The sequence below is a fragment of the Curtobacterium sp. MCSS17_006 genome (genome assembly GCF_003234215.1).
In the GTDB taxonomy this organism is placed as follows: domain Bacteria; phylum Actinomycetota; class Actinomycetes; order Actinomycetales; family Microbacteriaceae; genus Curtobacterium; species Curtobacterium flaccumfaciens.
Map to the genome: position 1 here is coordinate 136,882 of NZ_QKSO01000010.1, position 25,054 is coordinate 161,935.

A 25,054-nucleotide genomic window follows, 5' to 3' on the forward strand; every position below is an offset into this window, starting at 1 on the left:
TTCCATTCTGCGGGGAATGTCGGGGAAATGGTTTCGGGGCTTGCTCGGCCGCCGCAGATCAGCGTATTGGGGGCACATCGAGCGGCCAATCCCGAGAACGGGGGCCATGCTGGGCACAAAACACCCCCAGTGCGGGGGAGGGTCGATATCGACAATGCCCCCGCATGGGGGTGGAATGACTAGGAAGCGTTCTGCACGACGTTGGTGATCTGGAAGATCGGCATGTACAGCGCGATGATCATCCCGCCCACCACCACCCCCAGGAACGCGATGAGCAGCGGCTCGATCAGCGAGGTGAGGGCATCGGTGGTCGCCTCGACTTCGGCGTCGTAGAACACCGCGATCTTCTCGAGCATGATCTCGAGGGAACCGGCGTCTTCACCGACCGCGACCATCTGCGTCACCATTGCCGGGAAAACCGATTGTGCGGCGAGCGGCACCGCGATTGATTCACCTTTCCGCACGGCCTCTGCGACATTGTCGAGCGCGCGCTTCACGACGAAGTTGTTCGACACTTCCCCGACGATCCGCAATGCCTGCAGAATGGGAACGCCGGCGCCGATCATGTTCGAGAAGTTGCGAGCGAACCGAGCAATGACGATCTTCTTCTGCAGCGGGCCGAACACCGGGAGTTTCAGGGTGATCGGATCGATGAACGCTCGGACGCGTTCGGTGTTCTTGTTCGCTCGCCACCAGAGCCACGCCAGCACGACGACGATCGCGAGCGGGATCGCGACGTACCGCATGGCGTGTGACAGCGTCACGAGGATCTGCGTCGGCAGCGGGAGCGTGCCGCCGAGCGACGAGAACATGTCCTGGAAGATCGGGACGATGAAGATGAGCATGATGGCGACCGCCACCAGCGACATCACGAGCACGACCACCGGGTAGGTCATCGCCGACTTGATCGTCGAGCGGAGCTTGTGCTCCTTCTCGAAGTTCGTCGCGATGGAGTCCATGGCCTGGTCGAGGAAGCCGCCGGTCTCCCCCGCACGGATCATGTTGATCATGATCGGCGGGAAGTCGACCGGGTACTTCGCGACGGCGTCGGAGAAGGAGACGCCGCGCTCGACGTCGTCGCGGACCTTGCCGAGGATGTCCTTGAGCTTCTTGTTCTCGGTCTGGTCGGACAGGATCGTCAGGGTCCGCAGGAGCGAGAGCCCCGAGGTGAGCATCGTCGAGGCCTGCCGCGACATGATCGCGAGGTCCTTGAGGCCGACGCCCTTCTCGAACCCGGGGATCTTGATCTCGGTCTGGAGCCCGGTGCCGGCCTTCGCCTCGGTGATGGCGATCGGTGAGACGCCCATCCCCCGGAGACGCTGGACGACGGCCCCCTCGGACGCGGCGTCGAGGCGACCCTTGACGAGCTTGCCGGCGCCGTCACGCCCACGGTAGTCGAACGCGAGTGACATCAGTAGCCTCCGGAGAACTTGTCGCCGAAGTCGATGCCGCTGGCGGCGATCGCGGCGGCCGAGGAGTCGGACGGGGACTCGACGCGCTGGACGAGCCGGTCGAAGCCCTCTTCGTCGTGCACCTTCTCCATCGCGGCCTTGCGCGAGATCGTGCCGACGTTGACCAGCTCAGCGAGGTCCTGGTCCATGGTGTGCATGCCGAGGTCACGGCCGGCCTGCATGGCGGAGGTGATCTGGTAGGTCTTGCCCTCGCGGATGAGGTTGCCGATGGCCGGGGTGATCGTCATGATCTCGGTGGCGACGACCCGGCCGACGCCGTTGGCCTTCGGCACGAGGGTCTGGCAGACGACGCCCTGCAGGGTGGCCGCGAGCTGGGTGCGGATCTGCCCCTGCTGGTGCGGCGGGAAGACGTCGATGACGCGGTCGATCGTGCCGGGGGCGCTCTGCGTGTGCAGGGTGGCGAACACCAGGTGACCGGTCTCGGCGGCGGTGAGCGCGACGGAGATGGTCTCGAGGTCGCGGAGCTCACCGATCAGGATGACGTCGGGGTCCTGCCGCAGCACGTGCTTGAGCGCCGAGGCGAAGGAGTGGGTGTCGGCGCCGACCTCGCGCTGGTTGATGATCGACCGCTTGTGGTCGTGCATGAACTCGATCGGGTCCTCGACCGTGACGATGTGGTCGGCACGGCTCTCGTTGACCAGGTCGATGAGCGCCGCGAGGGTGGTCGACTTGCCCGAACCGGTCGGGCCGGTGACGAGGACCAGGCCACGGGGCAGGCCGGCGAAGTCGCCGACGTGCGCGGGGATGCCGAGCTGCTTGAGCGTCTTGATCCTGGTGGGGATGATGCGGAACGCCGCACCCCAGTTGCCGCGCTGCTGGTAGTAGTTCACACGGAAGCGGTACTCCGGCGACAGCGAGTACGCGAAGTCGAGCTCCTGGTCGTGGTCGAACTGCCCGGCCTGTTCGACGGACAGCAGCGTCTTGAGTGCCGCGATGACCTTGCCACGCGACCACGCGCCTCCGGGCACGGCCGGCCGGAGCGAGCCGTCGACGCGGACCGTGGGCGGGGCGTCGGCCGTGACGTGCAGGTCGGAGGCCCCCTGGTAGACGACCTGTGCGAGTGCGGTGATGAGGTCGGGGTCGGCGACCTCGCGTGCGTGCCGGGCGAAGTCGATGTCACCGGCCGAGGCCGCGGCGGGTGCCGGAGCAGGTACCGGCGGTGCGGCGTGGTGCGCGCCGCTGTAGGCGATGGCCGGCAGCTGCTGGGTCGCCGGCTCGGCGTACCCGTAGGTGGCCGTCGACGACGGCACCGCGGCAGGCGGCGTCGCCGGAGCGGTGGCGGACTGCGCCACGGGCGCAGCGACCGGACCACCCACGGGCCCGGCAACCGGGCTCGCCACGGCCGTGCCGGTGGGCGCGGGCCACACCGCCGAGTCGTCCGTCAGGTCGTAGACCTGCTCGGGCGAGGCGGCCGCGGCTGCGGCCAGACGCGCGGCACGGCGCGAGCCGACCTCGGCGCCCGGGGTGCCGGGGTGCCACCCGGCGACGGGCTCGTCGCCGGGCATGGTGATGTCGTACACGGAGTCGGTCATCTGCTCGTCCTGTTCCCCGGTCACGCGACGACGCGCAGGATCTCGTCGACGCTCGTCATGCCGAGCTTGACCTTCTCGAAGCCGTCCTGGCGGAGCGTGAGCATGCCCTGCTGCTGGGCGACGCGGCTGATCTCCGCGCTCGAGGCACGACCGACGGCGAGCCGCTCGATCTCCTCGGTCACGGTCATCACCTCGTGCAGGGCGATGCGGCCGCGGTAGCCGGTGTTCGAGCAGACGGCGCAGCCGACCGGGGCGAAGAACGCGGGCATCTCGTCGCCGGGGGCCAGGAACCCGAGCGCCCGGAGCTGCTCGATCTCGTACACGGCGGGCGCCTTGCACCGGTCGCACAGCCGGCGTGCGAGTCGCTGGGCGACGACGGAGTCGAGGGCGGACCCGACCAGGAACGGCTCGATGTCCATCTCGGTCAGACGGGTCACGGCCGACGGGGCGTCGTTGGTGTGCAGGGTCGAGAGCACGAGGTGCCCGGTCAGCGACGCCTCGATCGCGATCTGCGCGGTCTCGTGGTCGCGGATCTCACCGAGGAGCACGACGTCGGGGTCGGACCGGAGGATCGAGCGGAGTGCGGAGGCGAACGTCAGGCCGGCCTTCGGGTTGACCTGCACCTGGTTGATGCCGGCCATCCGGTACTCGACCGGGTCCTCCACCGTGATGACGTTGATCTCGGGCTTCGCCACGGCGTTGAGGGTGGTGTACAGCGTCGTCGACTTGCCCGAACCGGTGGGACCGGTGACCAGGATCATGCCGTACGGCTTCGAGTAGGACCGCTGGTACGCCTGGAAGTTCTGCTCGAGGAGGTTGAGGTCCTTGAGGGTCAGCGAGGTGTTCGTGTTGTCGAGGATCCGCATGACGACCTTCTCGCCCCACACGGTGGGCAGCGTCGCGACGCGGAGGTCGATCTGCCGGCCGCCGTGCCGCACGGACATGCGGCCGTCCTGCGGCTTGCGACGCTCGGCGATGTCGATGTCGCTCATGATCTTCAGGCGGCTGATCACGCCGTTCTGGATGTTCTTCGGCGCCGGCGCCATCTCGTGCAGCACGCCGTCGATGCGGTACCGGATCCGGACCTCGTGCTCGCCGGGCTCGATGTGGATGTCGGACGCGTGGTCCTGGATGGCCTGCGACACGAGCAGGTTCACGAACCGGACGATCGGGACGTCGTCGAGGGCGCCGTCGGCGATGTCGACCTGCGCCTTCGAGGTCGTCGACGCTTCTTCTTCGAGCGACGACGTCAGGTCGTTGAGCTCGTCGTCGGCGCGCAGGTACCGGTCGAGCGCAGCGACGAGGTCACGCTCCTCGACCTGCAGCGGCTTGATCGCGCGACCGGATGCCGTCCGGGCGTCGTCGATGGCGAGCACGTTCGTGGGGTTCACCATCGCGAGGATGAGCAGGTCGCCCTCGAACCCGACGCCGAGCACACCGTGGCGCCGGCACAGGGCCGCCGGCAGGATCGACACCGCGGTGCCGTCGACGGGGTAGTCGCTCAGCGGGACGGTGCGTGAGTTGTTCGACGCGGCCCGGGCGGTGATGAACTGGGCCTCGCTCACGACGCCCTGGTCGACCAGGCCGCGGATGGCGCGCTCGTCGAGGTCCTCGTCACCCGTCATCGCATCGAGGTGCTCGATGGGCAGGGCGCCGTTCAGGATGAGGATCTCGGACAGGGTCGCCATGAGTCCCGTGCCTCCTTGGACTCGCGCACGGCGAGACGTCGTCGGGTGATGCGCCACCAGGGATGTGGCGCCCGACCACGCTACTTCTGGGGCCCTCGCCGACCGCAGTCCCAGAAAGAGGGGGCGGAGGGGGTCCGGCTGCACCCAGAACTGGGGTCCACGACCGGTTCGGCCCCGGTCCGGGGGACGCTTCGGCCGGTTCGCGGTGGTCGTCGGAGGGTGCATGTCCGCCAGCCTCCCGGACCCCGCACTGCTCCCGGAGCCATGGCGAGCAGTCCGTGGAGAACGTCGGCGTCGCACGGGGGTGTGGAGGAACGAGGCCGCCGTCCGACACGGGCCGGACAGCGCGGCGCCGCGGAATCCCTCTCGACGCGCGCCCCCACCCGGGCACATGATGAGACATGGACATCACGAGCGTGACCGTGGGGTTGCCCGTCAGCGACATCGAGGCGTCCTGCCTCTGGTACGGCGCGGTCTTCGAGCGCACCGAGCCGGACCTCGAGCCCGAGGACGGCGTCGCCGAGTACGAGGTCGGCGGCATCTGGATCCAGCTCTACGTCGACGAACAGGCCGAGGAGAACCCGGTCAGCGTCCGCTTCGGCGTCGACGACGTCGCCGCGCAGCACGCACGCATCGGCGCGCTCGGCATCGACATCGGCCCCGTCGAGTGCGTCGACGGGGCGGTCGACTGGTTCGACGTCCGCGACCCCGACGGCAACGTGCTGAGCCTGTTCTCGCTGGTCGACGAGACCGGACGCGGTTCCGGCCGCGACAACGGCGCGGGCCGCGCGCTCTAGCCGCGACCCCACGGCGGACGGGAGGCCCGTGGCGGCCCCGCACCGCGCCTCCAGGCCGTCACGTGGTGACGACACGACGAAGGCCCCGCCTCCTTGCGGAGACGGGGCCTTCGTGGGATCACATCAGGCTCAGTTGTACGTGCCCGGCGTGAAGTCGTCCGACGAGAAGCTGTCGAAGTCGACGAAGCTCAGGTCGGCGTCCGAGAACGACGAGTCGTCAGCGAAGATGCGGTTGGGGTACCGCTCCGCCTTCGCCTCTTCGGTCGCGTTCACGTCCACGTCACGGTACCGGCTGAGGCCCGTCCCGGCGGGGATGAGCTTACCGATGATGACGTTCTCCTTGAGGCCGACGAGGTGGTCCTGCTTGCCCTCCATGGCCGCCTGCGTGAGCACGCGGGTGGTCTCCTGGAAGGAAGCGGCGGACAGCCACGACTCGGTCGCGAGGGACGCCTTCGTGATGCCCATGACCTCCTGGCGAGCCGAGGCGGTCTTGCGACCCTCCTGCAGCGCCGCACGGTTCAGCGCGTTGTAGCGCGACCGGTCGACGAGCTCACCCGGCAGCAGGTCGGTGTCGCCGTGGTCGACGACGGTGACCTTGCGGAGCATCTGGCGGACGATGACCTCGATGTGCTTGTCGTGGATCGGCACACCCTGCGAGCCGTAGACGTCCTGCACACCGTTGACCAGGTGCTTCTGGACCTCTCGGACACCCTTGACCCGGAGGACTTCCTTCGGGTCGACGGTGCCGGCGATGAACTGCTCGCCGAGCTCGACGTGCTGGTTGTCCTCGATGAGGAGCGTCGCACGCTTGAGCACCGGGTAGATGAACGGCTCGTCGCCGTTGTCCGGCGTGAGGATGATCCGACGACCCTTGTCCGTGTCCTCGACCACGACGCGGCCGGGGGCCTCGGCGATCGGGGACGCGCCCTTGGGGGTACGCGCCTCGAAGAGCTCCGTGACACGCGGCAGACCCTGGGTGATGTCGTCGGCCGAGGCCGAACCACCCGTGTGGAAGGTACGCATCGTCAGCTGGGTACCGGGCTCACCGATGGACTGCGCGGCGATGATGCCGACTGCCTCACCGATGTCGACCAGGTTGCCGGTGGCGAGCGAACGGCCGTAGCACTTCGCGCAGACACCGACGGCCGACTCGCAGGTCAGGACCGAGCGCACCTTGATGCTCTCGACACCGGCTGCCAGCAGCTTCTCGAGGAGCACGTCACCGACGTCCTCGCGAGCCTCTGCCACGACCGTGCCCTGTGCGTCCACGGCCTCGGTGGCCAGGGTGCGGGAGTACACGGTGTTCTCGACGCGCGGGTCGCGGACGAGCTTGCCGTCGGCGTCCACGGTCGCGATCGGCAGCTCGAGGCCACGCGTCGTGCCGCAGTCGTCCTCGCGGATGATGACGTCCTGCGAGACGTCCACGAGACGACGGGTGAGGTACCCGGAGTCCGCGGTACGGAGCGCGGTGTCGGCAAGACCCTTGCGAGCACCGTGGGTGGCGATGAAGTACTCCGCCACGGTCAGGCCCTCGCGGTACGAGTTGATGATCGGGCGGGCGATGATCTCGCCCTTCGGGTTGTTCACCAGACCACGCATACCGGCGATGTTGCGGACCTGGAGCCAGTTACCACGAGCACCGGACGACACCATGCGGTTGATGGTGTTGTCGACCGGGAAGTTGTCGCGCATCTCCTGCGCGATCTCGTTCGTGGCCTCGGTCCAGATCTTGATCAGGTCGGCGCGACGCTCGGAGTCGGTGATCAGACCCTTGTCGAACTCGCCCTGCACCTTGGCGGCCTGGATCTCGTAGCCCGCGATGATCTCCTTCTTGCGAGGAGGCGTCACGACGTCCGACAGGGCGACGGTCACACCGGAGCGGGTGCCCCAGTAGAAGCCGGCGTCCTTGATCCGGTCCAGCGCAGCGGCCGTCTCGGTCTTGGAGTAGCGCTCGGCGAGGTCGTTGACGATCGCGGACAGCACACCCTTGTCGGTGACCTTCTGGACGAACGGGTAGTTCGCCGGGAGGGTCTCGTTGAAGAGCGCACGGCCCAGGGTCGTCTCGAGCAGCACGGTGTCGCCCTGCTCGTAGCCCTCGGGAGCTTCACCCTCGGCGAAGTGGACACCCGTCATGCGGATCTTCGCCATCGCGTTGAGGTGCAGCGTGTGCTGGTCGTTGGCCAGGATCGCCTCGGCGACCGAGGAGAACGCACGGCCCTCACCGACGGCGCCCTCGCGGACGGTCGTCAGGTGGTGCAGACCGATGATCATGTCCTGTGCGGGCAGGGTCACCGGACGGCCGTCGGACGGCTTCAGGATGTTGTTCGAGGCGAGCATCAGGATGCGGGCCTCGGCCTGGGCCTCGACCGACAGCGGGAGGTGCACGGCCATCTGGTCGCCGTCGAAGTCCGCGTTGAACGCAGCACACACGAGCGGGTGGAGCTGGATGGCCTTGCCCTCGACGAGCTGCGGCTCGAACGCCTGGATGCCCAGACGGTGCAGCGTCGGCGCACGGTTCAGCAGCACGGGGCGCTCGCGGATGATCTCCTCGAGCACGTCCCACACCTGCGGACGCGAACGCTCGACCATGCGCTTGGCCGACTTGATGTTCTGCGCGTGCGACAGGTCGATCAGGCGCTTGATCACGAACGGCTTGAAGAGCTCGAGCGCCATCTGCTTGGGCAGACCGCACTGGTGCAGCTTCAGCTGCGGGCCGACGATGATGACCGAACGGCCCGAGTAGTCGACGCGCTTGCCGAGCAGGTTCTGGCGGAAACGACCCTGCTTGCCCTTGAGCATGTCGCTCAGGGACTTCAGGGCGCGGTTGCCGGTACCCGTGACCGGACGTCCACGACGACCGTTGTCGAACAGCGCGTCGACGGCTTCCTGCAGCATGCGCTTCTCGTTGTTCACGATGATCTCGGGGGCACCGAGGTCGAGCAGGCGGCGGAGACGGTTGTTGCGGTTGATCACACGACGGTAGAGGTCGTTGAGGTCCGACGTGGCGAAACGGCCACCGTCGAGCTGCACCATCGGGCGCAGCTCCGGCGGGATGACCGGCACGACGCCGAGCACCATCGCGGCCGGCGAGTTGCCGGTGGCGAGGAAGGAGCTGACGACGCGCAGACGCTTGATCGCGCGGATCTTCTTCTGGCCCTTGCCCTCGGCGATCTGCAGACGCAGCGCCTCGGCCTCGGCGGCCAGGTCGAACGCCTCGAGCCGGAGCTTGATCGCCTCGGCGCCCATGTAGGCGTCGAAGTAGATCCCGAACCGGTCCTGGAGCTCGTGGAAGACGGCGTCCTCGGGCTTGAGGTCGCCCACCTTGAGGTTGCGGAAGTCCTCCCACACACGCTCGAGACGGGTGATGTCCTCGTCGAACGACTTGCGGACCTGGGACATCTCCTTCTCGGCGGTGTCCTTGGTGCGGCGCTTGACGTCGGCCTTCGCACCCTCTTCCTCAAGGGCTGCGAGGTCGTCCTCGAGCTTCTTGAGGCGGTCGGCGATGATCGAGTCGCGCTGGCCCTCGAGGGTCTTGATCTCGAGACGCATCTCGTTCTCGAGACCCGGCATGTCCGCGTGACGGCCCTCTTCATCGATGTCGATGATCATGTACGCCGCGAAGTAGATGACCTTCTCGAGGTCCTTCGGCGCCATGTCGAGGAGGTACCCGAGGCGCGACGGGACGCCCTTGAAGTACCAGATGTGCGTGACGGGGGCAGCGAGCTCGATGTGGCCCATGCGCTCACGACGGACCGAGGACTTGGTGACCTCGACGCCGCAGCGCTCGCAGACGATGCCCTTGAACCGGACACGCTTGTACTTGCCGCAGGCGCACTCCCAGTCGCGGGAAGGACCGAAGATCTGCTCGCCGAACAGACCGTCCTTCTCGGGCTTCAGGGTGCGGTAGTTGATGGTCTCCGGCTTCTTGACCTCGCCGTACGACCACTGACGGATGTCCTCGGCGGTCGCGAGGCCGATCCGAATGGCGTCAAAGGAAGTTGCTTCGAGCAATGTTCTTCTCTCTTGCTGATTCAGGCTTCGATGTACGGGCGGGATCAGATGTCGTCGACGGAGGACGACTCGAACCGCGAGGAGATGTTGATGCCCAGCTCCTCCGCAGCGCGGAAGACCTCGTCATCGTTGTCGCGCAGGCTGACCGCCTGGCCGTCGGCCGAGAGGACCTCGACGTTCAGGCAGAGCGACTGCATCTCCTTCATGAGGACCTTGAAGGACTCGGGGATGCCGGGTTCCTGGATGTTCTCGCCCTTGACGATCGCCTCGTAGACCTTCACGCGGCCGAGGATGTCGTCGGACTTGATCGTCAGGAGCTCCTGGAGGGCGTAGGCGGCACCGTACGCTTCGAGCGCCCACACCTCCATCTCACCGAATCGCTGTCCACCGAACTGCGCCTTACCACCCAGCGGCTGCTGCGTGATCATCGAGTACGGACCGGTCGAACGCGCGTGGATCTTGTCGTCGACCAGGTGGTGCAGCTTGAGGATGTACATGTAGCCGACCGAGACGGGCTCCGGGAACGGCTCGCCGGAGCGGCCGTCGAAGAGCTGCGCCTTGCCGGACGAGCCGATCAGTCGCTCGCCGTCGCGGTTCGGGAGGGTCGAGTCGAGGAGGCCCTCGATCTCGCGCTCGTACGCACCGTCGAACACCGGGGTGGCGACCTTGGTGCCGGGCTCGGCGCTGTGCGCTGCCTCCGGCAGGTTCTCGGCCCATTCCTGGATGCCCTCGACGTTCCAGCCCTGCTTGGCGAGCCACCCGAGGTGGATCTCGAGCACCTGGCCGAAGTTCATGCGGCCGGGGACGCCGAGCGGGTTGAGGACGATGTCGACGGGGGTGCCGTCGGCGAGGAACGGCATGTCCTCGACCGGGAGGATGGTCGAGATGACGCCCTTGTTGCCGTGACGACCGGCGAGCTTGTCACCCGCGGTGATCTTGCGCTTCTGGGCGATGTAGACGACCACGCGCTGGTTGACACCAGAGCCGAGTTCGTCGTCACCGTCCTGCGAGTCGAACACCTTGACGCCGATGATCGTGCCCTCTTCACCGTGGGGCACCTTGAGCGAGGTGTCGCGGACTTCGCGCGACTTCTCGTTGAAGATGGCACGGAGCAGACGCTCCTCGGCGCTCAGCTCGGTCTCGCCCTTCGGCGTGACCTTGCCGACGAGGATGTCGCCGGGGCGGACCTCGGCACCGATGCGGATGATGCCGCGCTCGTCGAGGTCGGCCAGCAGGTCCGGGCTGACGTTGGGGAGGTCACGGGTGATCTCCTCCTTGCCGAGCTTGGTGTCGCGGGCGTCGACCTCGTACTCCTCGATGTGGATCGAGGAGAGCGTGTCGTCCTTGATGAGGTTCTGCGACAGGATCATCGCGTCCTCGTAGTTGTAGCCCTCCCACGGCATGAACGCGACGAGGAGGTTCTTGCCGAGCGCGAGCTCGCCGTTCTCCGTCGCGGGACCGTCGGCGATGACCTCGCCCTGCTCCACGCGCTCGCCTGCGGAGACGATGACGCGGTGGTTGTAGCTCGTGCCCTGGTTGGAGCGGTCGAACTTGCGCAGGTAGTAGGTCTGCGTGCCGCCCTCGTCGAGCTGCAGGGTGACGGCGTCGGCCGAGACCTCGGAGACGACACCGGCCTTGTCGGCGGTGACGACGTCGCCGGCGTCGATGGCCGTGTAGCCCTCCATACCGGTGCCGACGAGCGGCGACTCGGAGCGGAGCAGCGGGACGGCCTGACGCTGCATGTTCGCACCCATCAGGGCGCGGTTCGCGTCGTCGTGCTCGAGGAACGGGATGAGCGACGTCGCGACCGACACCATCTGGCGCGGGGAGACGTCCATGTAGTCGACCTCGTCCTTGGCGACGAGCTCGACCTCGCCACCCTTCTTGCGGACGAGCACCTTGTCGTCGGCGAAGTGGAAGTCGTTCGTCAGCGGGGCGTTGGCCTGCGCGACGACGAACTCGTCCTCTTCCGAAGCGGTGAGGTAGTCGATGGTCTTCGTGACCTCGCCGTCGACGACGCGACGGTACGGGGTCTCGATGAAGCCGAAGGAGTTGATCCGACCGAAGGACGCGAGCGAACCGATCAGGCCGATGTTCGGGCCTTCCGGGGTCTCGATCGGGCACATGCGGCCGTAGTGCGACGGGTGGACGTCACGGACCTCGACGCCGGCACGCTCACGGGACAGACCACCCGGGCCGAGGGCCGAGAGACGACGCTTGTGCGTCAGGCCCGCGAGCGGGTTGTTCTGGTCCATGAACTGCGACAGCTGGGACGTTCCGAAGAACTCCTTGATCGCGGCGACGACCGGACGCACGTTGATGAGCGTCTGGGGCGTGATCGCCTCGATGTCCTGCGTGGTCATGCGCTCGCGGACGACGCGCTCCATGCGGGACAGACCCGTGCGGACCTGGTTCTGGATGAGCTCGCCGACGGCGCGGATGCGACGGTTGCCGAAGTGGTCGATGTCGTCCACGTCGAGGCGCAGCTGCACCGGCTCGCCGTCACGGACGCCGTCGATCGTGGTGCGCTCAGCGTGCAGCGACACCAGGTACTTGATCGTCGCGACGATGTCCTTGACGGTGAGCACCGAGTCGGACAGCGGGGCGTCCATGCCGAGCTTGCGGTTGACCTTGTAGCGGCCGACCTTCGCCAGGTCGTAGCGCTTCGGGTTGAAGTAGAAGTTGTCGAGGAGCGCACGCGCGGCCTCGGCAGCGACCTGCTCGCCGGGACGGAGCTTGCGGTAGATGTCCTTGAGCGCCTCTTCCTTCGTGAGGACGGCGTCCTTCTCGAGGGTCGACTCGATCGACGCGAAGCCCTGGAACTCGTCCATGATCTCTTCGCTCGTCAGGCCGAGGGCCTTGAGGAAGACGGTCACGGACTGCTTGCGCTTGCGGTCGATGCGCACGCCCACCTGGTCGCGCTTGTCGATCTCGAACTCGAGCCAGGCACCACGCGACGGGATGATCCGCGCCGAGTAGATGTCCTTGTCGGAGGTCTTCTCCTGCTGGCGCTCGAAGTACACGCCGGGCGAACGGACGAGCTGCGACACGACGACGCGCTCGGTGCCGTTGATGATGAACGTGCCGCGTTCGGTCATGAGCGGGAAGTCGCCCATGAAGACCGTCTGCGTCTTGATCTCACCCGTCATGTGGTTCATGAACTCGGCGTTGACGTACAGCGGAGCGGCGTAGGTCTTGCCGCGCTCCTTGCAGTCGTCGATCGAGTACTTCGGGTCTTCGAGCTCCGGCGCGGTGAACGAGAGCTGCATGGTCTCGCCGAGGTCCTCGATCGGGGAGATCTCCTCGAAGATCTCCTCGAGCCCCGAGTGCAGCGCGAGGTCGGTACGACCCTGCTCCTGCCCTTCGGCGAGGCGGGCCTTCCAGACGTCGTTGCCGACGAGCCAGTCGAAGCTCTCCGTCTGGAGTGCGAGCAGATCAGGAACCGTGAGGGTGTCCGTGATCTTGGCGAACGAGAGTCGCGAGTGGTTGCGACCGTTCTTGGGGTTGGTGGATGCGTTGGGCGCAGCAGCCAAGGGTGTGACCTCCGGTAGGCCCCGTCGGGCCGACACTGACGAGCAGTGTGTAGGTGAGTGGATTGATCGCTCGGCGAACCCTGAGATGCAAGCCCTGCGACCACGCCGACGCGTGCCTTGACGCGGAACGTCGGTGCACGTGTGGGATGATCTCCGTGAGCGGTACCCGCCGCCATATACGGGTCCGGCTGCACCAGGGCGAGATGAGTTTCTGTCTCAGAACTCTGCGTCGACCGCAATATGACGACACGGATGCCAGGGAGCGCGAACTGTCATCATAGTTCGCTCCGTGGCGCGCTGTCCAGTCCCGGCTTGACCGGATTCGGCAGTGGCGTGTATAAGCCGCCACACGCCGCTTCCATTCCCCTGCTCAGCCGGGCTCTGATCAACCCAGCCGCTCGCGCTCGACGCGATCCGCGCCTCCCGGCCCGCCCGGCAGTCCGGCCAGCGCACGGAACGCGTCCTCCGGGTGGCGCGTGCGGACGAACGTGACCCGGCCCCGGTCGTCCGTGAGCTCGATCCCGAGTCCCGGCGTCAGGATGAGCGCACGCTCGCCGCGACGGATCCGCAGGCCGACACCGCCGTAGGTGGCCGCGTCCGCCTCGACCAAGCGGACGTCGGTGATCCGCCGGCGCGGGATGCGCCGCGGCGGGAGCGGACGGAAGTGCAGGGTCACGTGCCGCTCGGTGACGGTGAACCCGGCCCGGGCGAGCAGGAGCAGCGACCCGAGGGCGACGGCGAGCAGGGCCGGCACCAGCAGGGCGACCTCCGGCGCGTCCCCGGGCCAGCCGAGCACGGCGGCGGACAGCCCGGCACCGCCGAGGAGCAGCGCCGTGCCGACGACCCGCATCCAGGTCGGTGCCGTCTCGCGGTCGGCGTGGAACGGCAGGGCGGCGCGGGACGGATGGGCGGCACGGGACGGCCGGGAGGCCCGGATCACCCGGGTGGGTCGGGTCCCGGACCGGTGGGTGTCCGGGGTGGTGAGGCGTGCGGTGGGCACGCTCATGGTGTCGGCGGTCATGACGGAGGTCTCCTGCGGCGGATCAGCAGTGGTGCACTCGTCATCGGGTGCGGTGCGTTCGACGGCCAGCGCGCGCGGGTGACCGGAGGGGTGGCGCGCAGCAGCACGCCGACGGCGCGCACGCTCGAGCGGTGGGGGCGCTCGCGGGCACGTCGTGGTCACGGTGTCCGGGCGGACGCGTGGTGTGTGGGGCACACACGCATCGACGCTCTGGCGTCGTGACGACAGGCGTCAACGGTACGCAACGAGTCTTGGCGTCCGCTGGTCGTCCATGTGTACGCATTCACGTGTCCGCAGTGCGTCGCCCGGGGACGACGGGGTGCGGACGGTCAGCGCAGGACGCGGGCGACGGCCTCGGCGCGGGTCCGGACCCCGAGCTTCGCGAACACCTGGTTCACGTACGACTTCACGGTGGGCACCGTCAGGAACAGCTCGGCGGCGATCTGCGGATTCGTCCGGCCGTCCGCGATCCGCTCGAGGACGTCCACTTCGCGCGGGGTGAGCTCCGGGAACCGCGCACCGAGCGACGGACCGGGATCGGGATCGGGCGACGCAGGCGCAGGCGCCGCGGAACCAGCAGCGACACCGTTGCCTGCACCGGCACCACCGGCGAGGCGCGCCACCAGCCGCGCCCCCACGGTCGCGTCGAAGGTCGACTGCCCGGCGGCCACCGCACGCACCGCGGTCGCGATCTCCGCGCGCCCGGCGTCCTTCGTCAGGTAGCCGCGGGCCCCCGCTCGCAGCGCGGTGGTGATGGAGTCGTCGTCGGCGTAGGTCGTCAGCACCAGGACCGCGACCCCGGGGTGCTCGGCGACGATCCGCGCGGTGGCGGTCGGCCCGTCGACACCCGGCATCCGCAGGTCCATCAGGACGACGTCGGGCACGTGCCGGTCGACGGCGGCGATCGCCTCGGCACCGTCGGCAGCCTGCCCGACGACCTGCACGTCGGGCACGAGCGACAGCACCGTCACCAGGCCGTCGCGGACGATGGCCTGGTCGTCGACCACGAGCACCCGAATGGTCACGAGCGGTCGTCCTCGGCGGCGACCGCAGCGTCCGCAGTGTTCGCGTCACGCGTGCCGTCGACGGGCAGGTGCATGGCGACGACGAACTCGTCGTCGGAACGCTCGGCCTCCACCGTGGCCTCGCTGCCGAGTTCCGCGAACCGCTCGCGCATCCCGAGCACCCCCTGCCCGCCGCTCGGCAGCGGGTTGGCCACGACGACGTCCACGGCGTCGCCGTCCCGGATCACGGACAGGGACACGGGGCGGCCGGGAGCGTGCCTGCGGGCGTTGCTGAGGGCCTCCCGGACGACCTGGACCACGGCGGCACGGTGGGCGTCGTCGAGGACGGCGAGGGTCGCGTCTCCCTGCACGACGACCTCGCCGCCGAACGATCGGTGCGCGTCGAGCAGGGCCGTCAGGCCCGACGTGTGGTCGGCGGACGGACTGGAGGCACGGGTCGGCTCCGGCTGGCCGGGCTGCGGTTCGTCGCGGAGCGCGTGCACCGCGCGCCGAGCCTCGGCCAGGCCGTCCGCGGCCAGCGCGCGTGCCTCGCCGGCTCGGCGGGTGGCCTCGTCGACGCGGCCGGCCTCGAGCAGGGCCTCGACCGCGTCGAGCTGCAGGACCAGACCGCCGAGCGAGTGGGCGAGGACGTCGTGGATGTCCCGGGACGCCCGCGACCGGTCGGCGAGGAGCCGTGCGCGCTGCTGCTGCCGCTCGGTCTCGCGGGCCTGCGCCGTCGTGATCCGGACCTGCCGACGGCTGAAGCCGACGAGCACGCCGAGCAGCAGCCCGCCGCTCACGCCGAGGACGAACTGCACCGACGTCTGCTCGAGCGTCGCGGTGACGGCCACCACCACGACGGCGGCGAGCGCGGCGACCACGGCCGTCCAGACCGGCAGACGCAGGTCTGCTCCGAGGATGACGAGCCCGACGATCACCGGGACCACCAGGAGCGAGTCGGTCGGCACAACGGCGAGGGATCCGGCGGCGATCATCACGCCGGCGGCGACGACGAGCACCCGGGGCGTGCGTGCCCCTTCGCGGACGGCCCAGGCGGCGAGCGCCACGGCCCCGAGGACCCAGACCCACGCGGGGTGGTGGAGCAGGAGGCCGTTCCGGACGAACCAGAAGGCGACCACGGCGATCCCGACGGCGTTGAGTCCCCAGGAGAGCACCGAGCGGGACCGGACCCCGGCGGGGTCGGTCGGGTCCGGGTCGGTGGGCAGGCTCACCGGACCATCATGCCGCGGCGGGCGGCCTCCGACCGGTCGCCGCCGCCGGGGATGCGCTGGTCGACGACCAGGGCACGGGCTGCACGGTTCAGGGCGAGCACGAGCAGGATCGTGCCGGTCGAGGTGAGCAGGTGCGCGCCGAGGTGGCCGCCGAGGACGTCGAGTCCGATGCGGGCGGCGATCAGGACGATCCAGAGCGCGGCGCCGAGCCACCCGGTGCGGGACTGCAGCGTGCGGCCCTTGTCGTCCGGCGTCGTGACGGTGCGGAACCGCGTCATGGCCCCCATCGCGAGGCCGACGCCGACGGTGAGCAGGGCCTCGAGGCCGAGGAACACGACGTCGGTGGTGGTGACGGTCGCCGTGGTCTGTGCGAGGACGACCACGCCGACGATCGCCATCACGAGCGGTCCCCGCCAGATGCGCGCCGGGTCGAGGGACCGCCAGGTCGCCTGCCGGTACGCCAGGAGGCCGACGAGGGCGAGGCCGATGAGCACGTTCGCGAGGAGCTGGACCGACATGGTGTGCCTTTCGAGGTGGTCCGGCGGAGTGTTCCGACCGGTGACATCAGCCTCGTTCCGGGCGCTCCGCGGGCACACCAACCAGGGGTGGGGACGCGGGTGGTGATCGCGGTGGTGTTCCATTGACGGCATGGCTGATGCGTTCGACGGGTTCCGGATCGGTGCGGGGTACTCGGTGGTGGAGCCGGACCGGCACCGACCGGGGTCCTTCACCCTGGTGGTGGACGGCACCCCGCAGTCGCACGTGGACCTCGAGGACCCGACCCACCTGGCGTTCGAGTACATCCGGCGGATCGGGCACGCGATCGACCTGCTGCCGGACGGCCCGATCACGGCACTGCACCTGGGCGCCGGCGCCCTCACCCTCCCCCGCTACGTCGCGGTGACCCGTCCGGGTTCGCGGCAGCAGGTGATCGAGCTCGAGCGCGACCTGGTCGAGCACGTGCGCGAGGCCCTGCCGTTCCCCCGCGGCGCCTCGATCCGGGTGCGGTACGGCGACGCCCGGGAGGTCCTCGGCAAGCTGCCCGCCGGACTCCGCGGCACCGTGGACTTGGCGGTGGTGGACGTCTTCGGTGGTTCGCAGATCCCCGCCCACGTGACGAGCGTCGAGTTCTACCGCGAGGTCGCCGCGTTCCTGTCGCCGACGGGCATCGTCGCGGTGAACGTGGCCGACGGCGCCGGGTTGGCCTTCGCCCGCGGGCAGGCGTCGACGCTGCAGTCGGTGCTGCCGTCGGTCGCCGCGGTCGCGGACACCGGCATGCTCAAGGGCCGGCGGTTCGGGAACATCGTGCTGCTCGGGTCGCCGACCGACCTGCCGGTGGCGGACATGCCGAGGCGGTACTCGTCCGACCCGATGCCGGCGAAGGTCGTGCACGGTGCGGAGCTCAAGGCGTTCATCGCCGGGGCGCCGATCGTCACCGACCAGACGGCGGTCGCGTCGCCGGAGCCGAACCGGAGCGTGTTCGGGGGCTGATGCCCGCACGGCACCCCCGGGGACGGACTTCGGACACTCGGCGGGTCCGGCTGTCAGGATGGTCTGAACGACCGCGCAGGTGCGCGACCGAGCGATGGGAACCCTGATGACGAACGACGACCGGAACGACCAGGACCGGACGGGCGACGGCCAGGCGCCGCGCTGGGGCGACGCCCCGCAGCAGCAGCCCGACGCCGAGGCCCCGCGGTACGGCGAGCGGGTGGACCCGGCGCCGACCTCGACCCCGCAGTACGGCGAGCAGTACCGGCAGGGCCAGCAGCAGCAGTACGGGCAGCAGTCCGGGCAGGGTCAGCAGTACGGCCAGCCGAACGGCGAGCAGCAGTACGGCCAGCCGTCGAGCACGCCGAGCTGGAACGACCAGCAGCGCCATGACCAGCACCACGACCAGCAGCCGTACGCCGCCGCGCCCGCGCACGCCGGTGCCCCGGCCTGGCAGAGCCACGACGAGCCGAAGCCCAAGAAGAAGACCCTCGGTGTCGTGGCGTTCTTCCTCGGACTCGCCGCGCTCGTCATCGGCGTCATCGGCGGGTACGTGATGGGGTCGGCGCTCGCCAACAGCGACGCGATCAACAACCTCGTACCGAGCAGCGGTGCCACCCCGGACCAGCAGGAGCTGCAGCGTCAGCTCATGAACGACCCGGCCGTCATCTCGCAGATCGGTGTCGGTGCGGTGATCGCCGGCGTCGCCGCGATCCTCGGGCTCTGGGCGCTCGTGCAGGGCATCATCGCCGCCGTGACCAAGCGTGGTCGCGGCTGGGGCATCTTCGCGATCATCCTGGCCGTCGTGGCCACGATCGCGACGCTGGTCACCTACGTCGGCGTGGCAGCTGCCGCCGCGGTGGCCGCCAACTCCTGATCGACCACTCGGAACGGCCCGTCGTGCTCCGGCACGGCGGGCCGTTCGTCGTCCCGGCCGCACCCGCGCAACCTGAGCGCGTCGCACCGACCGCTCCCGGGAGACCGCGGCTACCCTCGAACCGATGTCCCTCCCGCCCGACGACCGCCAGCAGCCCGACCTGTCCGACCGTTCCCGCGAACCGCGCCACGCGGCTCCCGTGACGGCCGGAGTCAGCCCGGGCAGCACCTTCGCGCCCATCAGCCTGCGACCCGCGGTCGACGTCGACGCCGTGCACCAGCGGCTCCGTGACCTCGGTCAGAGCCGCAGCACCGACGCCCTCGCCGAACGGGCCGAACTCCTCCGCCTGCTCGGTCGACTGGACGAGTCGCTCGTCATCGCGGAAGAGGTGTTCCGCCTCGCGATGTTCACCGGGGAGCGCCAGGACAAGGTCGCCGCGCGGATCCGTCGTGCGCACGTGCTGCACGACCTCGGGCGGCACGACCGCGCCGCCACCGAGGCCGCCATGGCCCGCGACACCGCCGCCACCGAGGAGTGGCCCGAACTCGAGGGCGCCGCAGCCGAGATCGAGGGCTGGTCGCTGTTCGAGAACGACCGCTTCGACGAGGCCCGCGCAGCACTGTCGCGGGCGTACCAGGCCTTCCGACAGGCCGGCGCGCCGTCCGAGCGCACCGACGCGTTGCGCACCGCGGTCGAGGCCGCCATGCGGGCCTCGATCACGAACCCGGCGGAACCGTCCGACAAGCCACGGACCGCCCGCGAGGTCGCCGCCCGCCGTGCCGAGGACGAGGAACCCACCACCCGCGTCGCCGAGCCGGTGAAGCAGGTCCCGCCGATCCGCCGCCGCGTGCTCGGTGCGCCCGACGCCGCACGGACCGAGGCCGACGACATCTGGGGCCGGATCGCGGCCCGGGCAGCGAAGAAGGGCCAGGCCGACCCGCGCGCCGAGCAGTGACCGCGCTCGAGACCGTCCGGCTCCGTGCCGAAGCGCTCATCGCCGAACACCTCGGCGCCGGGACCTGGGCGTTCGGGTTCGACCACGCCAAGACCCGTGCCGGCCAGTGCGACTTCGCACGGAAGCGGATCACGGTGAGCCGGCACCTGGCCACACGTTTCTCCGACGACGACGTCGAGCAGGTCCTGCTGCACGAGGTCGCGCACGCACTCGCCGGCGCCCGGGCGGCACACGGACCGAAGTGGAAGCGCACGGCTGCGGGGATCGGGTACACCGGCTCCCGGCTGCACGACGGGCCGATCGCCAGCGAGCTCGCCCCCTGGATCGGCACCTGCCCCGCGGGGCACGAGCACTTCCGGTACCGCACGCCCACCCGTCCCCTGGCCTGCGCCCGTTGTTCCCGGCGGTTCGATGCCCGGAACGTCATCACCTGGCGGCGCCGAACCGCGGACGACGACGCGGCCACGATGGCATCGACTACCGCATGAGGGTCCCGACGCACGGAGGCGCGCCGGTAACCCGTTAGCCTGGGCGGATGCACACGGGGCAGCACATCCGCACGGACGCCGGTTCCTCCTGGTTCTTCGACGCCGGACGGATCGCGCTCGACTTCGCGCACACGGGTGGCTTCGCCGACGACCCCACCGGACGCCGACCGCGGTCGCAGCTCGGGGAGCTGCTCGCGAGCCCGGCCGACCTGGACGAGTGGCTCAGCGAGCACACCGAGCCGATCGACGTCGGTGCCAGCGCCCGCGAGCTGCAGGACGCCCGGGCCCTGCGTGCCGCGATCGCCCGACTCGCCGTGGCCGCCGCCCCCGCGCCGACGAGCACCGCCGCGGAACGCACCGCCGTGGCGGCGGGCCTGCGTGCCGGCGCCGGCCGCACGCGCCCCGCGCCCGACGACATCGACACCGTCAACCTGTTCGCCGCCCTGCCGGACGTGCCCCCGAGCCTCCCGGGTGGCCGACGCCGTGCCGGAGCCAACCGGGTCCGCCTGGCGCAGGCCCTGTCGAGCGTCGCGCGCGACGCCGTCGCGCTCTTCACCGAGGTCGGCTTCGACGACGTCGAGGCCGACGGCCGGCCGACCCGGCTGAGCCGGTGCTCGGCCGAGGACTGCGGCCTGGTGTTCTACGACTCGTCGCGCGGTGGGACCCGACGCTGGTGCTCGATGCAACGGTGCGGCAACCGGGCGAAGGTCCGGGCGCACCGCGCCCGCCGCGCCGCGGAGTGACCACGAGCTGAGCACGGGGTGACCACTGTCCGTGGCCGCGCCGACGGGCCGTACGTCGGCCCTCCGCGAGCGGCCACGACACCCCGCCCACCTCCGCCGAGCGGTCACCAACCGTCGGCTGGCGGCCTCCCAGCCGACGGGTCGTGACCACCCGACACAACGCAAGCGACGAGTCGCGACCAGCCACCGGCCGGGAGGCGCGGGGCGGCGCCGCCACGGGCCTCCCGTCCGCCTTCCGCGAGCGGTCAGGACACCCCGCCCACCTCCGCCGAGCGGTCACCAACCGTCGGCTGGCGGCGTCCCAGCCGACCGATCGCGACCACCCGAAACACGCACGCACGAGTGGCAACCGGCGAGCACCACGACAAGACGAAGAAGAAGATTCGGTGGGCCGAATTCTCTGGCAGGATCGGTGCATGACCGACACTGCCAGCCCCCGGCTCGACGAGCACCCATCCGGTGCCCCGCGTCGCCGCGCAGCCGGGCTCTCCCTGCTCGGACCGGCGTTCGTCGCGGCCATCGCGTACGTCGACCCGGGCAACGTCGCCGCCAACCTGACCGCCGGCGCCGAGTACGGGTACCTGCTGCTCTGGGTGCTCGTGGCCGCGAACGCCAGCGCCGTGGTGGTGCAGTACCTGTCCGCCAAGCTCGGGGTGGTGACGGGCAAGTCGCTGCCCGAGCACCTCGGCCTGCGGATGCGGCGCACCCCGCGCCTGCTGTTCTGGGGTCAGGCCGAGATCGTCGCCGCCGCGACCGACATCGCCGAGGTCATCGGCGGCGCGCTGGCGCTCTACCTGCTCTTCGGCTTGCCGCTCGTGGTCGGCGGGATCATCACCGGGCTCGTCTCGATGCTCCTGCTGACCCTGCACAGCCGCCGGGGCACGCGCCTGTTCGAGACCGTGGTGACGGCGATGCTCGCGATCCTGACGGTGGGCTTCTGTGCCGGGCTGCTGTTCGCCCGGGTCACACCGGCCGACCTGGTCGCCGGGCTCGTGCCGCGGTTCGAGGGCTCCGGGTCGGTGCTGCTGGCGGCCTCGATGCTCGGCGCGACCGTGATGCCGCACGCGGTGTACCTGCACTCGGCGCTCGCCCGGGACCGCCACGGGGACGTCCCCGCCGGGCCGGAGCGTCGCCGAGTGCTCGTCGCGACCCGGTGGGACGTCGGCCTCGCGCTGATCGTCGCGGGCGGGGTGAACATCGCGATGCTCGTCCTCGCCGCGGCCACCCTGCCGGGCGTCGAGGGCACCGACTCCATCCCCGGTGCGCAGCGCGCCATCGCCGAGAACGTCGGCCCGGTCGTCGGGGTGCTCTTCGCCGTGGGCCTGCTCGCGTCCGGCCTGGCCTCGACCTCGGTGGGCTGCATGGCCGGCGCGGAGATCATGAAGGGCCTGCTGCACGTGCGGATCCCGCTCGTGGCCCGGCGCGCGATCACCCTGGTGCCCGCGATCGTGCTGCTCGCGCTGAACATCGACGCGACGATGCTGCTCGTCGTCAGCCAGGTGGTGCTGAGCTTCGGGATCGCCTTCGCGATCGTGCCCCTGGTGGTCTACACCTCGCGACGGAGCGTGATGGGGACCGACGTGAACGCCGCGCCCACCCGCGTGGTGGCGTGGGTGATCGCGGCGGTCATCGTGGCGCTCAACGTCGCGCTGGTCGTGCTCACCCTGACCGGCTGAGTCCCAGCCGATCAGGGTGACGGGCGGTCGTCACTCGACGACCTGGACGTCCTTCCAGAACGCGACGTAGCCCGAGTAGTCCTTGCCGACGCGGTCGAACGACGACGGGATCGGCGTCGGGTACGACCACGCGCGGTCCTGCAGCGCCTGTCCGTCGACGTTCACCGTGAAGTACTGGGTGTCGCCCTTCCACGGGCAGTGGTACTGGGTGGGGCTCTCGCTGAAGAGCTCGGTCTTCACGCTCGACGGCGGGAAGTACCAGTTGCCCTCGATCTTGATGAGGTCCTCTTCGGGGGCCTCCGCGATCACCGTGTCGCCGACGACTGCCTTCATGGCGTTGCTCCTTCGCTCGCTGGTTCCGTGACGGGGCGAACGCTACGCGCGCTCCCCCGATTCCCGCAGGACGGGCAGGTCCGGCCCCGCGGCGAGCGCCGCGTGCACGTCGTCGCGGCTCAGGACGGCAGCGCCCTCGGACGCGCTGACCAGGTGCCGCACGGCACGGCGCAGCCCCGTGTACGCCGCGCAGGCCGCAGCGGCTTCGGGTGAGGTGTGGTCGATGCCGACCTCGGTGAGCGCGTCGACGACGGCTCCGGCGGCGAGCAGGTCCTCGACGGCGAAGTCGGGTGCGTCGGCGACGTCGACGGACTCCCCCGCCGCCTCGGCCGCGTCGTCGAGGGCTGCGGTGTGGTGCAGCCCGGCGGCCACGATCGCGACGACGCACCGGTCACCGCGTGCGGCCTGGAGGCCCGTCACCCGTTCCGCGACCGCCGCCGCGTTGCCGAGGTGGCCGAGCACGACCTCCGGACCCTGCGGCAGATGGGCCGTCACGTTCCGCAGCGCGCGCCGCTGTGCTGCGGCGTCGGGGGTCGGCGGCAGGGCGTCGACCCAGACGAGCAGGTGGGTGCCGTGGGCGATCCGTGCCGCACCTCCGGGACCCCACGCGAACCGGACCTGGTACTTCTCCTGGGTGCGTTCTGCCACGTCCGTCACGATAGCCGCCCGGGCGATGCTGTCCCTCTCCACAGGGTCGCTGTCCGACCGGGTTCCACCAGGGTCGGCGACCCTAGGATGCATGGTCATGGAGATCGCCCCCGTGCCCACCCTGACCGGCGACCGTGTGACGCTCGAGCCCCTCGGGCAGGAGCACGCGGAAGACCTGCGGGCGGCGGTCGCGGACGGCGATCTGTGGCGCACCTGGTACACCTCCGTACCCGCCCCGGCACAGGTCGAGGCCGAGATCGACCGGCGGCTCGCCGAGCACGAGGCCGGACGCATGGTGCCCTTCGCCGTGCGGGACCGCCCGACCGGCCGGGTCGTGGGTGCGACGACCTTCATGAACATCGACCCGGGCAACCGTCACGTCGAGATCGGCAGCACGTTCCTGGCCCGGTCCGCGCAGCGCTCGGGGATCAACACCGAGTCGAAGCTGCTCATGCTGTCGCACGCGTTCGAGGCCTGGCAGTGCATCGCGGTCGAGTTCCGCACCCACTGGCACAACCTGCAGTCCCGGGCGGCCATCGCGGGCCTCGGCGCCAAGCAGGACGGCGTGCTCCGGAACCACGCGATCGGCCGCGACGGCACGCTGCGCGACACCGTGGTGTTCTCGGTGATCGCGTCGGAGTGGCCGGCCGTCCGGCTCGGACTGGCCGAGCGGCTCCGGCGGCACGACCGCGCCGAGGGGTCCCGCCGCCGGTCGGCCCGGCACGCCTGACCGTCGGAGCCCGCTGACGTCAGAGCCGACTGACGTCAGAGCGCGTGACGGACGGTCCGGTCACCGAGCTGCTGGACCGGACGCGCGTTCTCGACGTGCGCCGCCTCGAGGTCGGCGAGCTGGTCGGCGCCGAGCTCGATCGGGTCCTCGAGCACGATCCACCGCACCCCCTCGGTGCAGGGTGGGGTGGTGAGTGACCCCTCGTAGGTAGCGAACGACCGCGATGCGGGCAGCATCGACTCGATGTCCACGGTGCTCTCGCGACCCGCCCCTGCCGTCGCACCGGCGAGGTAGCTCTCGTAGGCGGGGTTGTGCGCGCCCCGCTCGGCGAGGACACCGATGACGGTCAGGGCTCCGCGGTCGTCAGCGTGCACGAAGTGGAACTCCGCGTCGGCCGGGTCGCCCTCGACGGTGTGCTCCGACCCCGCGTGGAAGTGCATCTGCACCAGGTCGAGGTCCGTGCCGGCGATGGTCGTCGAGGCACCGTCACCGGCGGTGAACTGCACGGTGTGCCCGTTGTCCGCCGTCAGACCCCGGACAGCGCCCGAGCCAACGAGGTCGAGATCGGCGCCTCCGCGGGCTGCCGGGAGGTCGATCGGGGACTGCTGTTCGCCGGTGCCGCACGTGCCGTACTCGTCGGTGAGAGCACCCCAGTGCTGCGGGGCACCTGCTCCCTCGTACGACCAGGACGTGCCGGCGTCGTGCGCGTCGGCCTCGGGAGACGTTCCGGCTGCGCGCCCTCGCGCCCACCTGGCGGACCGACGGCGAGTGACGCGACGCGGGTCGGGCCTCCCGTCCACCGCGGAGCGGGCGTAGCCTCGAC

General features: G+C 70.1%; 20 protein-coding genes. 8 read left to right on the forward strand and 12 right to left on the reverse strand.

The features are described from left to right. Nucleotides 1–179: 179 nt before the first annotated feature. The 3 genes from DEJ21_RS11450 to DEJ21_RS11460 are packed head-to-tail and all read right to left on the reverse strand — an operon-like array spanning nucleotide 180 to nucleotide 4,692. Nucleotides 180–1,412, reverse strand: coding sequence for a type II secretion system F family protein (locus DEJ21_RS11450; protein ID WP_111023277.1), 1,233 nt, complete (start codon nucleotides 1,410–1,412; stop codon nucleotides 180–182). Then, the gene (locus DEJ21_RS11455; protein ID WP_309146990.1) at nucleotides 1,412–3,028 is read right to left on the reverse strand and encodes a type IV pilus twitching motility protein PilT; all 1,617 of its coding nucleotides are present in this window, start codon (nucleotides 3,026–3,028) and stop codon (nucleotides 1,412–1,414) included. The genes DEJ21_RS11450 and DEJ21_RS11455 overlap by 1 nt, the downstream gene beginning before the upstream one ends. Further along, nucleotides 3,025–4,692: a GspE/PulE family protein gene (locus DEJ21_RS11460; protein WP_027466747.1), complete on the reverse strand. Its 1,668-nt coding sequence runs from the start codon at nucleotides 4,690–4,692 to the stop codon at nucleotides 3,025–3,027. Before DEJ21_RS11460 ends, DEJ21_RS11455 begins: the two co-directional genes overlap by 4 nt. A gap of 401 nt (nucleotides 4,693–5,093) precedes the next feature. Between DEJ21_RS11460 and DEJ21_RS11465 the strand changes: the two genes are divergently transcribed. Beyond that, nucleotides 5,094–5,489, forward strand: a complete 396-nt coding sequence (locus tag DEJ21_RS11465) for a VOC family protein (RefSeq protein ID WP_071245506.1) — start codon at nucleotides 5,094–5,096, stop codon at nucleotides 5,487–5,489. Between the two features lie 129 nt (nucleotides 5,490–5,618). Here DEJ21_RS11465 and rpoC read toward each other — a convergent pair whose 3' ends face one another. The 6 genes from rpoC to DEJ21_RS11500 form a co-directional block, all read right to left on the reverse strand. Continuing rightward, the gene (gene rpoC / locus DEJ21_RS11470) at nucleotides 5,619–9,500 is read right to left on the reverse strand and encodes a DNA-directed RNA polymerase subunit beta' (RefSeq protein ID WP_110863230.1); all 3,882 of its coding nucleotides are present in this window, start codon (nucleotides 9,498–9,500) and stop codon (nucleotides 5,619–5,621) included. A 44-nt stretch (nucleotides 9,501–9,544) separates the two neighbouring features. Beyond that, nucleotides 9,545–13,033, reverse strand: a complete 3,489-nt coding sequence (gene rpoB, locus DEJ21_RS11475; protein WP_111224648.1) for a DNA-directed RNA polymerase subunit beta — start codon at nucleotides 13,031–13,033, stop codon at nucleotides 9,545–9,547. A gap of 385 nt (nucleotides 13,034–13,418) precedes the next feature. Then, nucleotides 13,419–14,054: a hypothetical protein gene (locus DEJ21_RS11480; protein ID WP_181435856.1), complete on the reverse strand. Its 636-nt coding sequence runs from the start codon at nucleotides 14,052–14,054 to the stop codon at nucleotides 13,419–13,421. Nucleotides 14,055–14,383: 329 nt separating this feature from the next. Next, nucleotides 14,384–15,079: a response regulator transcription factor gene (locus tag DEJ21_RS11490; protein ID WP_111224651.1), complete on the reverse strand. Its 696-nt coding sequence runs from the start codon at nucleotides 15,077–15,079 to the stop codon at nucleotides 14,384–14,386. Then, nucleotides 15,076–16,290 carry a sensor histidine kinase gene (locus DEJ21_RS11495; RefSeq protein WP_111224652.1) on the reverse strand — a complete coding sequence of 405 codons (1,215 nt, stop codon included), beginning with the start codon at nucleotides 16,288–16,290 and terminating at the stop codon, nucleotides 15,076–15,078. The genes DEJ21_RS11490 and DEJ21_RS11495 overlap by 4 nt, the downstream gene beginning before the upstream one ends. After that, complete coding sequence (locus tag DEJ21_RS11500; protein ID WP_111224653.1) at nucleotides 16,287–16,808, reverse strand: hypothetical protein; 522 nt, start codon at nucleotides 16,806–16,808, stop codon at nucleotides 16,287–16,289. The genes DEJ21_RS11495 and DEJ21_RS11500 overlap by 4 nt, the downstream gene beginning before the upstream one ends. A 130-nt stretch (nucleotides 16,809–16,938) precedes the next feature. Here DEJ21_RS11500 and DEJ21_RS11505 point away from each other — a divergent pair, with 130 nt between their 5' ends. The 6 genes from DEJ21_RS11505 to DEJ21_RS11530 all read left to right on the forward strand — a co-directional run bounded on the left by DEJ21_RS11505 (nucleotide 16,939) and on the right by DEJ21_RS11530 (nucleotide 22,520). Then, entirely contained in the window at nucleotides 16,939–17,781 is an 843-nt protein-coding gene (locus DEJ21_RS11505) for a spermidine synthase (RefSeq protein ID WP_110863235.1), read from the forward strand. 106 nt (nucleotides 17,782–17,887) lie between these two features. After that, nucleotides 17,888–18,658: a DUF308 domain-containing protein gene (locus DEJ21_RS11510; protein WP_146247757.1), complete on the forward strand. Its 771-nt coding sequence runs from the start codon at nucleotides 17,888–17,890 to the stop codon at nucleotides 18,656–18,658. Between the two features lie 124 nt (nucleotides 18,659–18,782). After that, the gene (locus DEJ21_RS11515) at nucleotides 18,783–19,613 is read left to right on the forward strand and encodes a hypothetical protein (RefSeq protein WP_071406181.1); all 831 of its coding nucleotides are present in this window, start codon (nucleotides 18,783–18,785) and stop codon (nucleotides 19,611–19,613) included. Then, complete coding sequence (locus tag DEJ21_RS11520) at nucleotides 19,610–20,101, forward strand: SprT-like domain-containing protein (protein ID WP_111087728.1); 492 nt, start codon at nucleotides 19,610–19,612, stop codon at nucleotides 20,099–20,101. Before DEJ21_RS11515 ends, DEJ21_RS11520 begins: the two co-directional genes overlap by 4 nt. 47 nt (nucleotides 20,102–20,148) lie before the next feature. Next, nucleotides 20,149–20,844, forward strand: coding sequence for a CGNR zinc finger domain-containing protein (locus tag DEJ21_RS11525; RefSeq protein WP_111224655.1), 696 nt, complete (start codon nucleotides 20,149–20,151; stop codon nucleotides 20,842–20,844). A gap of 416 nt (nucleotides 20,845–21,260) precedes the next feature. Next, entirely contained in the window at nucleotides 21,261–22,520 is a 1,260-nt protein-coding gene (locus DEJ21_RS11530; protein WP_111224656.1) for an Nramp family divalent metal transporter, read from the forward strand. Between the two features lie 30 nt (nucleotides 22,521–22,550). Here DEJ21_RS11530 and DEJ21_RS11535 read toward each other — a convergent pair whose 3' ends face one another. Further along, complete coding sequence (locus DEJ21_RS11535) at nucleotides 22,551–22,853, reverse strand: DUF427 domain-containing protein (protein ID WP_111224657.1); 303 nt, start codon at nucleotides 22,851–22,853, stop codon at nucleotides 22,551–22,553. A 42-nt stretch (nucleotides 22,854–22,895) separates the two neighbouring features. After that, on the reverse strand, nucleotides 22,896–23,501 hold the full coding sequence (locus tag DEJ21_RS11540) for a hypothetical protein (RefSeq protein ID WP_258375019.1): 606 nt from the start codon (nucleotides 23,499–23,501) through the stop codon (nucleotides 22,896–22,898). A 91-nt stretch (nucleotides 23,502–23,592) separates the two neighbouring features. On the opposite strand from DEJ21_RS11540, the gene DEJ21_RS11545 reads away from it, so the two are divergent. After that, nucleotides 23,593–24,231, forward strand: coding sequence for a GNAT family N-acetyltransferase (locus DEJ21_RS11545; RefSeq protein WP_111023265.1), 639 nt, complete (start codon nucleotides 23,593–23,595; stop codon nucleotides 24,229–24,231). Nucleotides 24,232–24,266: 35 nt separating this feature from the next. Here DEJ21_RS11545 and DEJ21_RS11550 read toward each other — a convergent pair. Next, nucleotides 24,267–25,054, reverse strand: a 788-nt coding sequence (locus tag DEJ21_RS11550; RefSeq protein WP_146247758.1) for a carbonic anhydrase, incomplete at its 5' end; no start/stop codon positions are given.

Bases quoted from the DNA above. Each gene is read 5' to 3' on its own strand.
- DEJ21_RS11450 (WP_111023277.1), bottom strand. From the start codon at position 1,412: ATGTCACTCGCGTTCGACTACCGTGGGCGTGACGGCGCCGGCAAGCTC.
- DEJ21_RS11460 (WP_027466747.1), bottom strand. From the start codon at position 4,692: ATGGCGACCCTGTCCGAGATCCTCATCCTGAACGGCGCCCTGCCCATC.
- DEJ21_RS11465 (WP_071245506.1), top strand. From the start codon at position 5,094: ATGGACATCACGAGCGTGACCGTGGGGTTGCCCGTCAGCGACATCGAG.
- DEJ21_RS11480 (WP_181435856.1), bottom strand. From the start codon at position 14,054: ATGACCGCCGACACCATGAGCGTGCCCACCGCACGCCTCACCACCCCG.
- DEJ21_RS11500 (WP_111224653.1), bottom strand. From the start codon at position 16,808: ATGTCGGTCCAGCTCCTCGCGAACGTGCTCATCGGCCTCGCCCTCGTC.
- DEJ21_RS11505 (WP_110863235.1), top strand. From the start codon at position 16,939: ATGGCTGATGCGTTCGACGGGTTCCGGATCGGTGCGGGGTACTCGGTG.
- DEJ21_RS11510 (WP_146247757.1), top strand. From the start codon at position 17,888: ATGACGAACGACGACCGGAACGACCAGGACCGGACGGGCGACGGCCAG.
- DEJ21_RS11515 (WP_071406181.1), top strand. From the start codon at position 18,783: ATGTCCCTCCCGCCCGACGACCGCCAGCAGCCCGACCTGTCCGACCGT.
- DEJ21_RS11525 (WP_111224655.1), top strand. From the start codon at position 20,149: ATGCACACGGGGCAGCACATCCGCACGGACGCCGGTTCCTCCTGGTTC.
- DEJ21_RS11530 (WP_111224656.1), top strand. From the start codon at position 21,261: ATGACCGACACTGCCAGCCCCCGGCTCGACGAGCACCCATCCGGTGCC.
- DEJ21_RS11535 (WP_111224657.1), bottom strand. From the start codon at position 22,853: ATGAAGGCAGTCGTCGGCGACACGGTGATCGCGGAGGCCCCCGAAGAG.
- DEJ21_RS11545 (WP_111023265.1), top strand. From the start codon at position 23,593: ATGGTCATGGAGATCGCCCCCGTGCCCACCCTGACCGGCGACCGTGTG.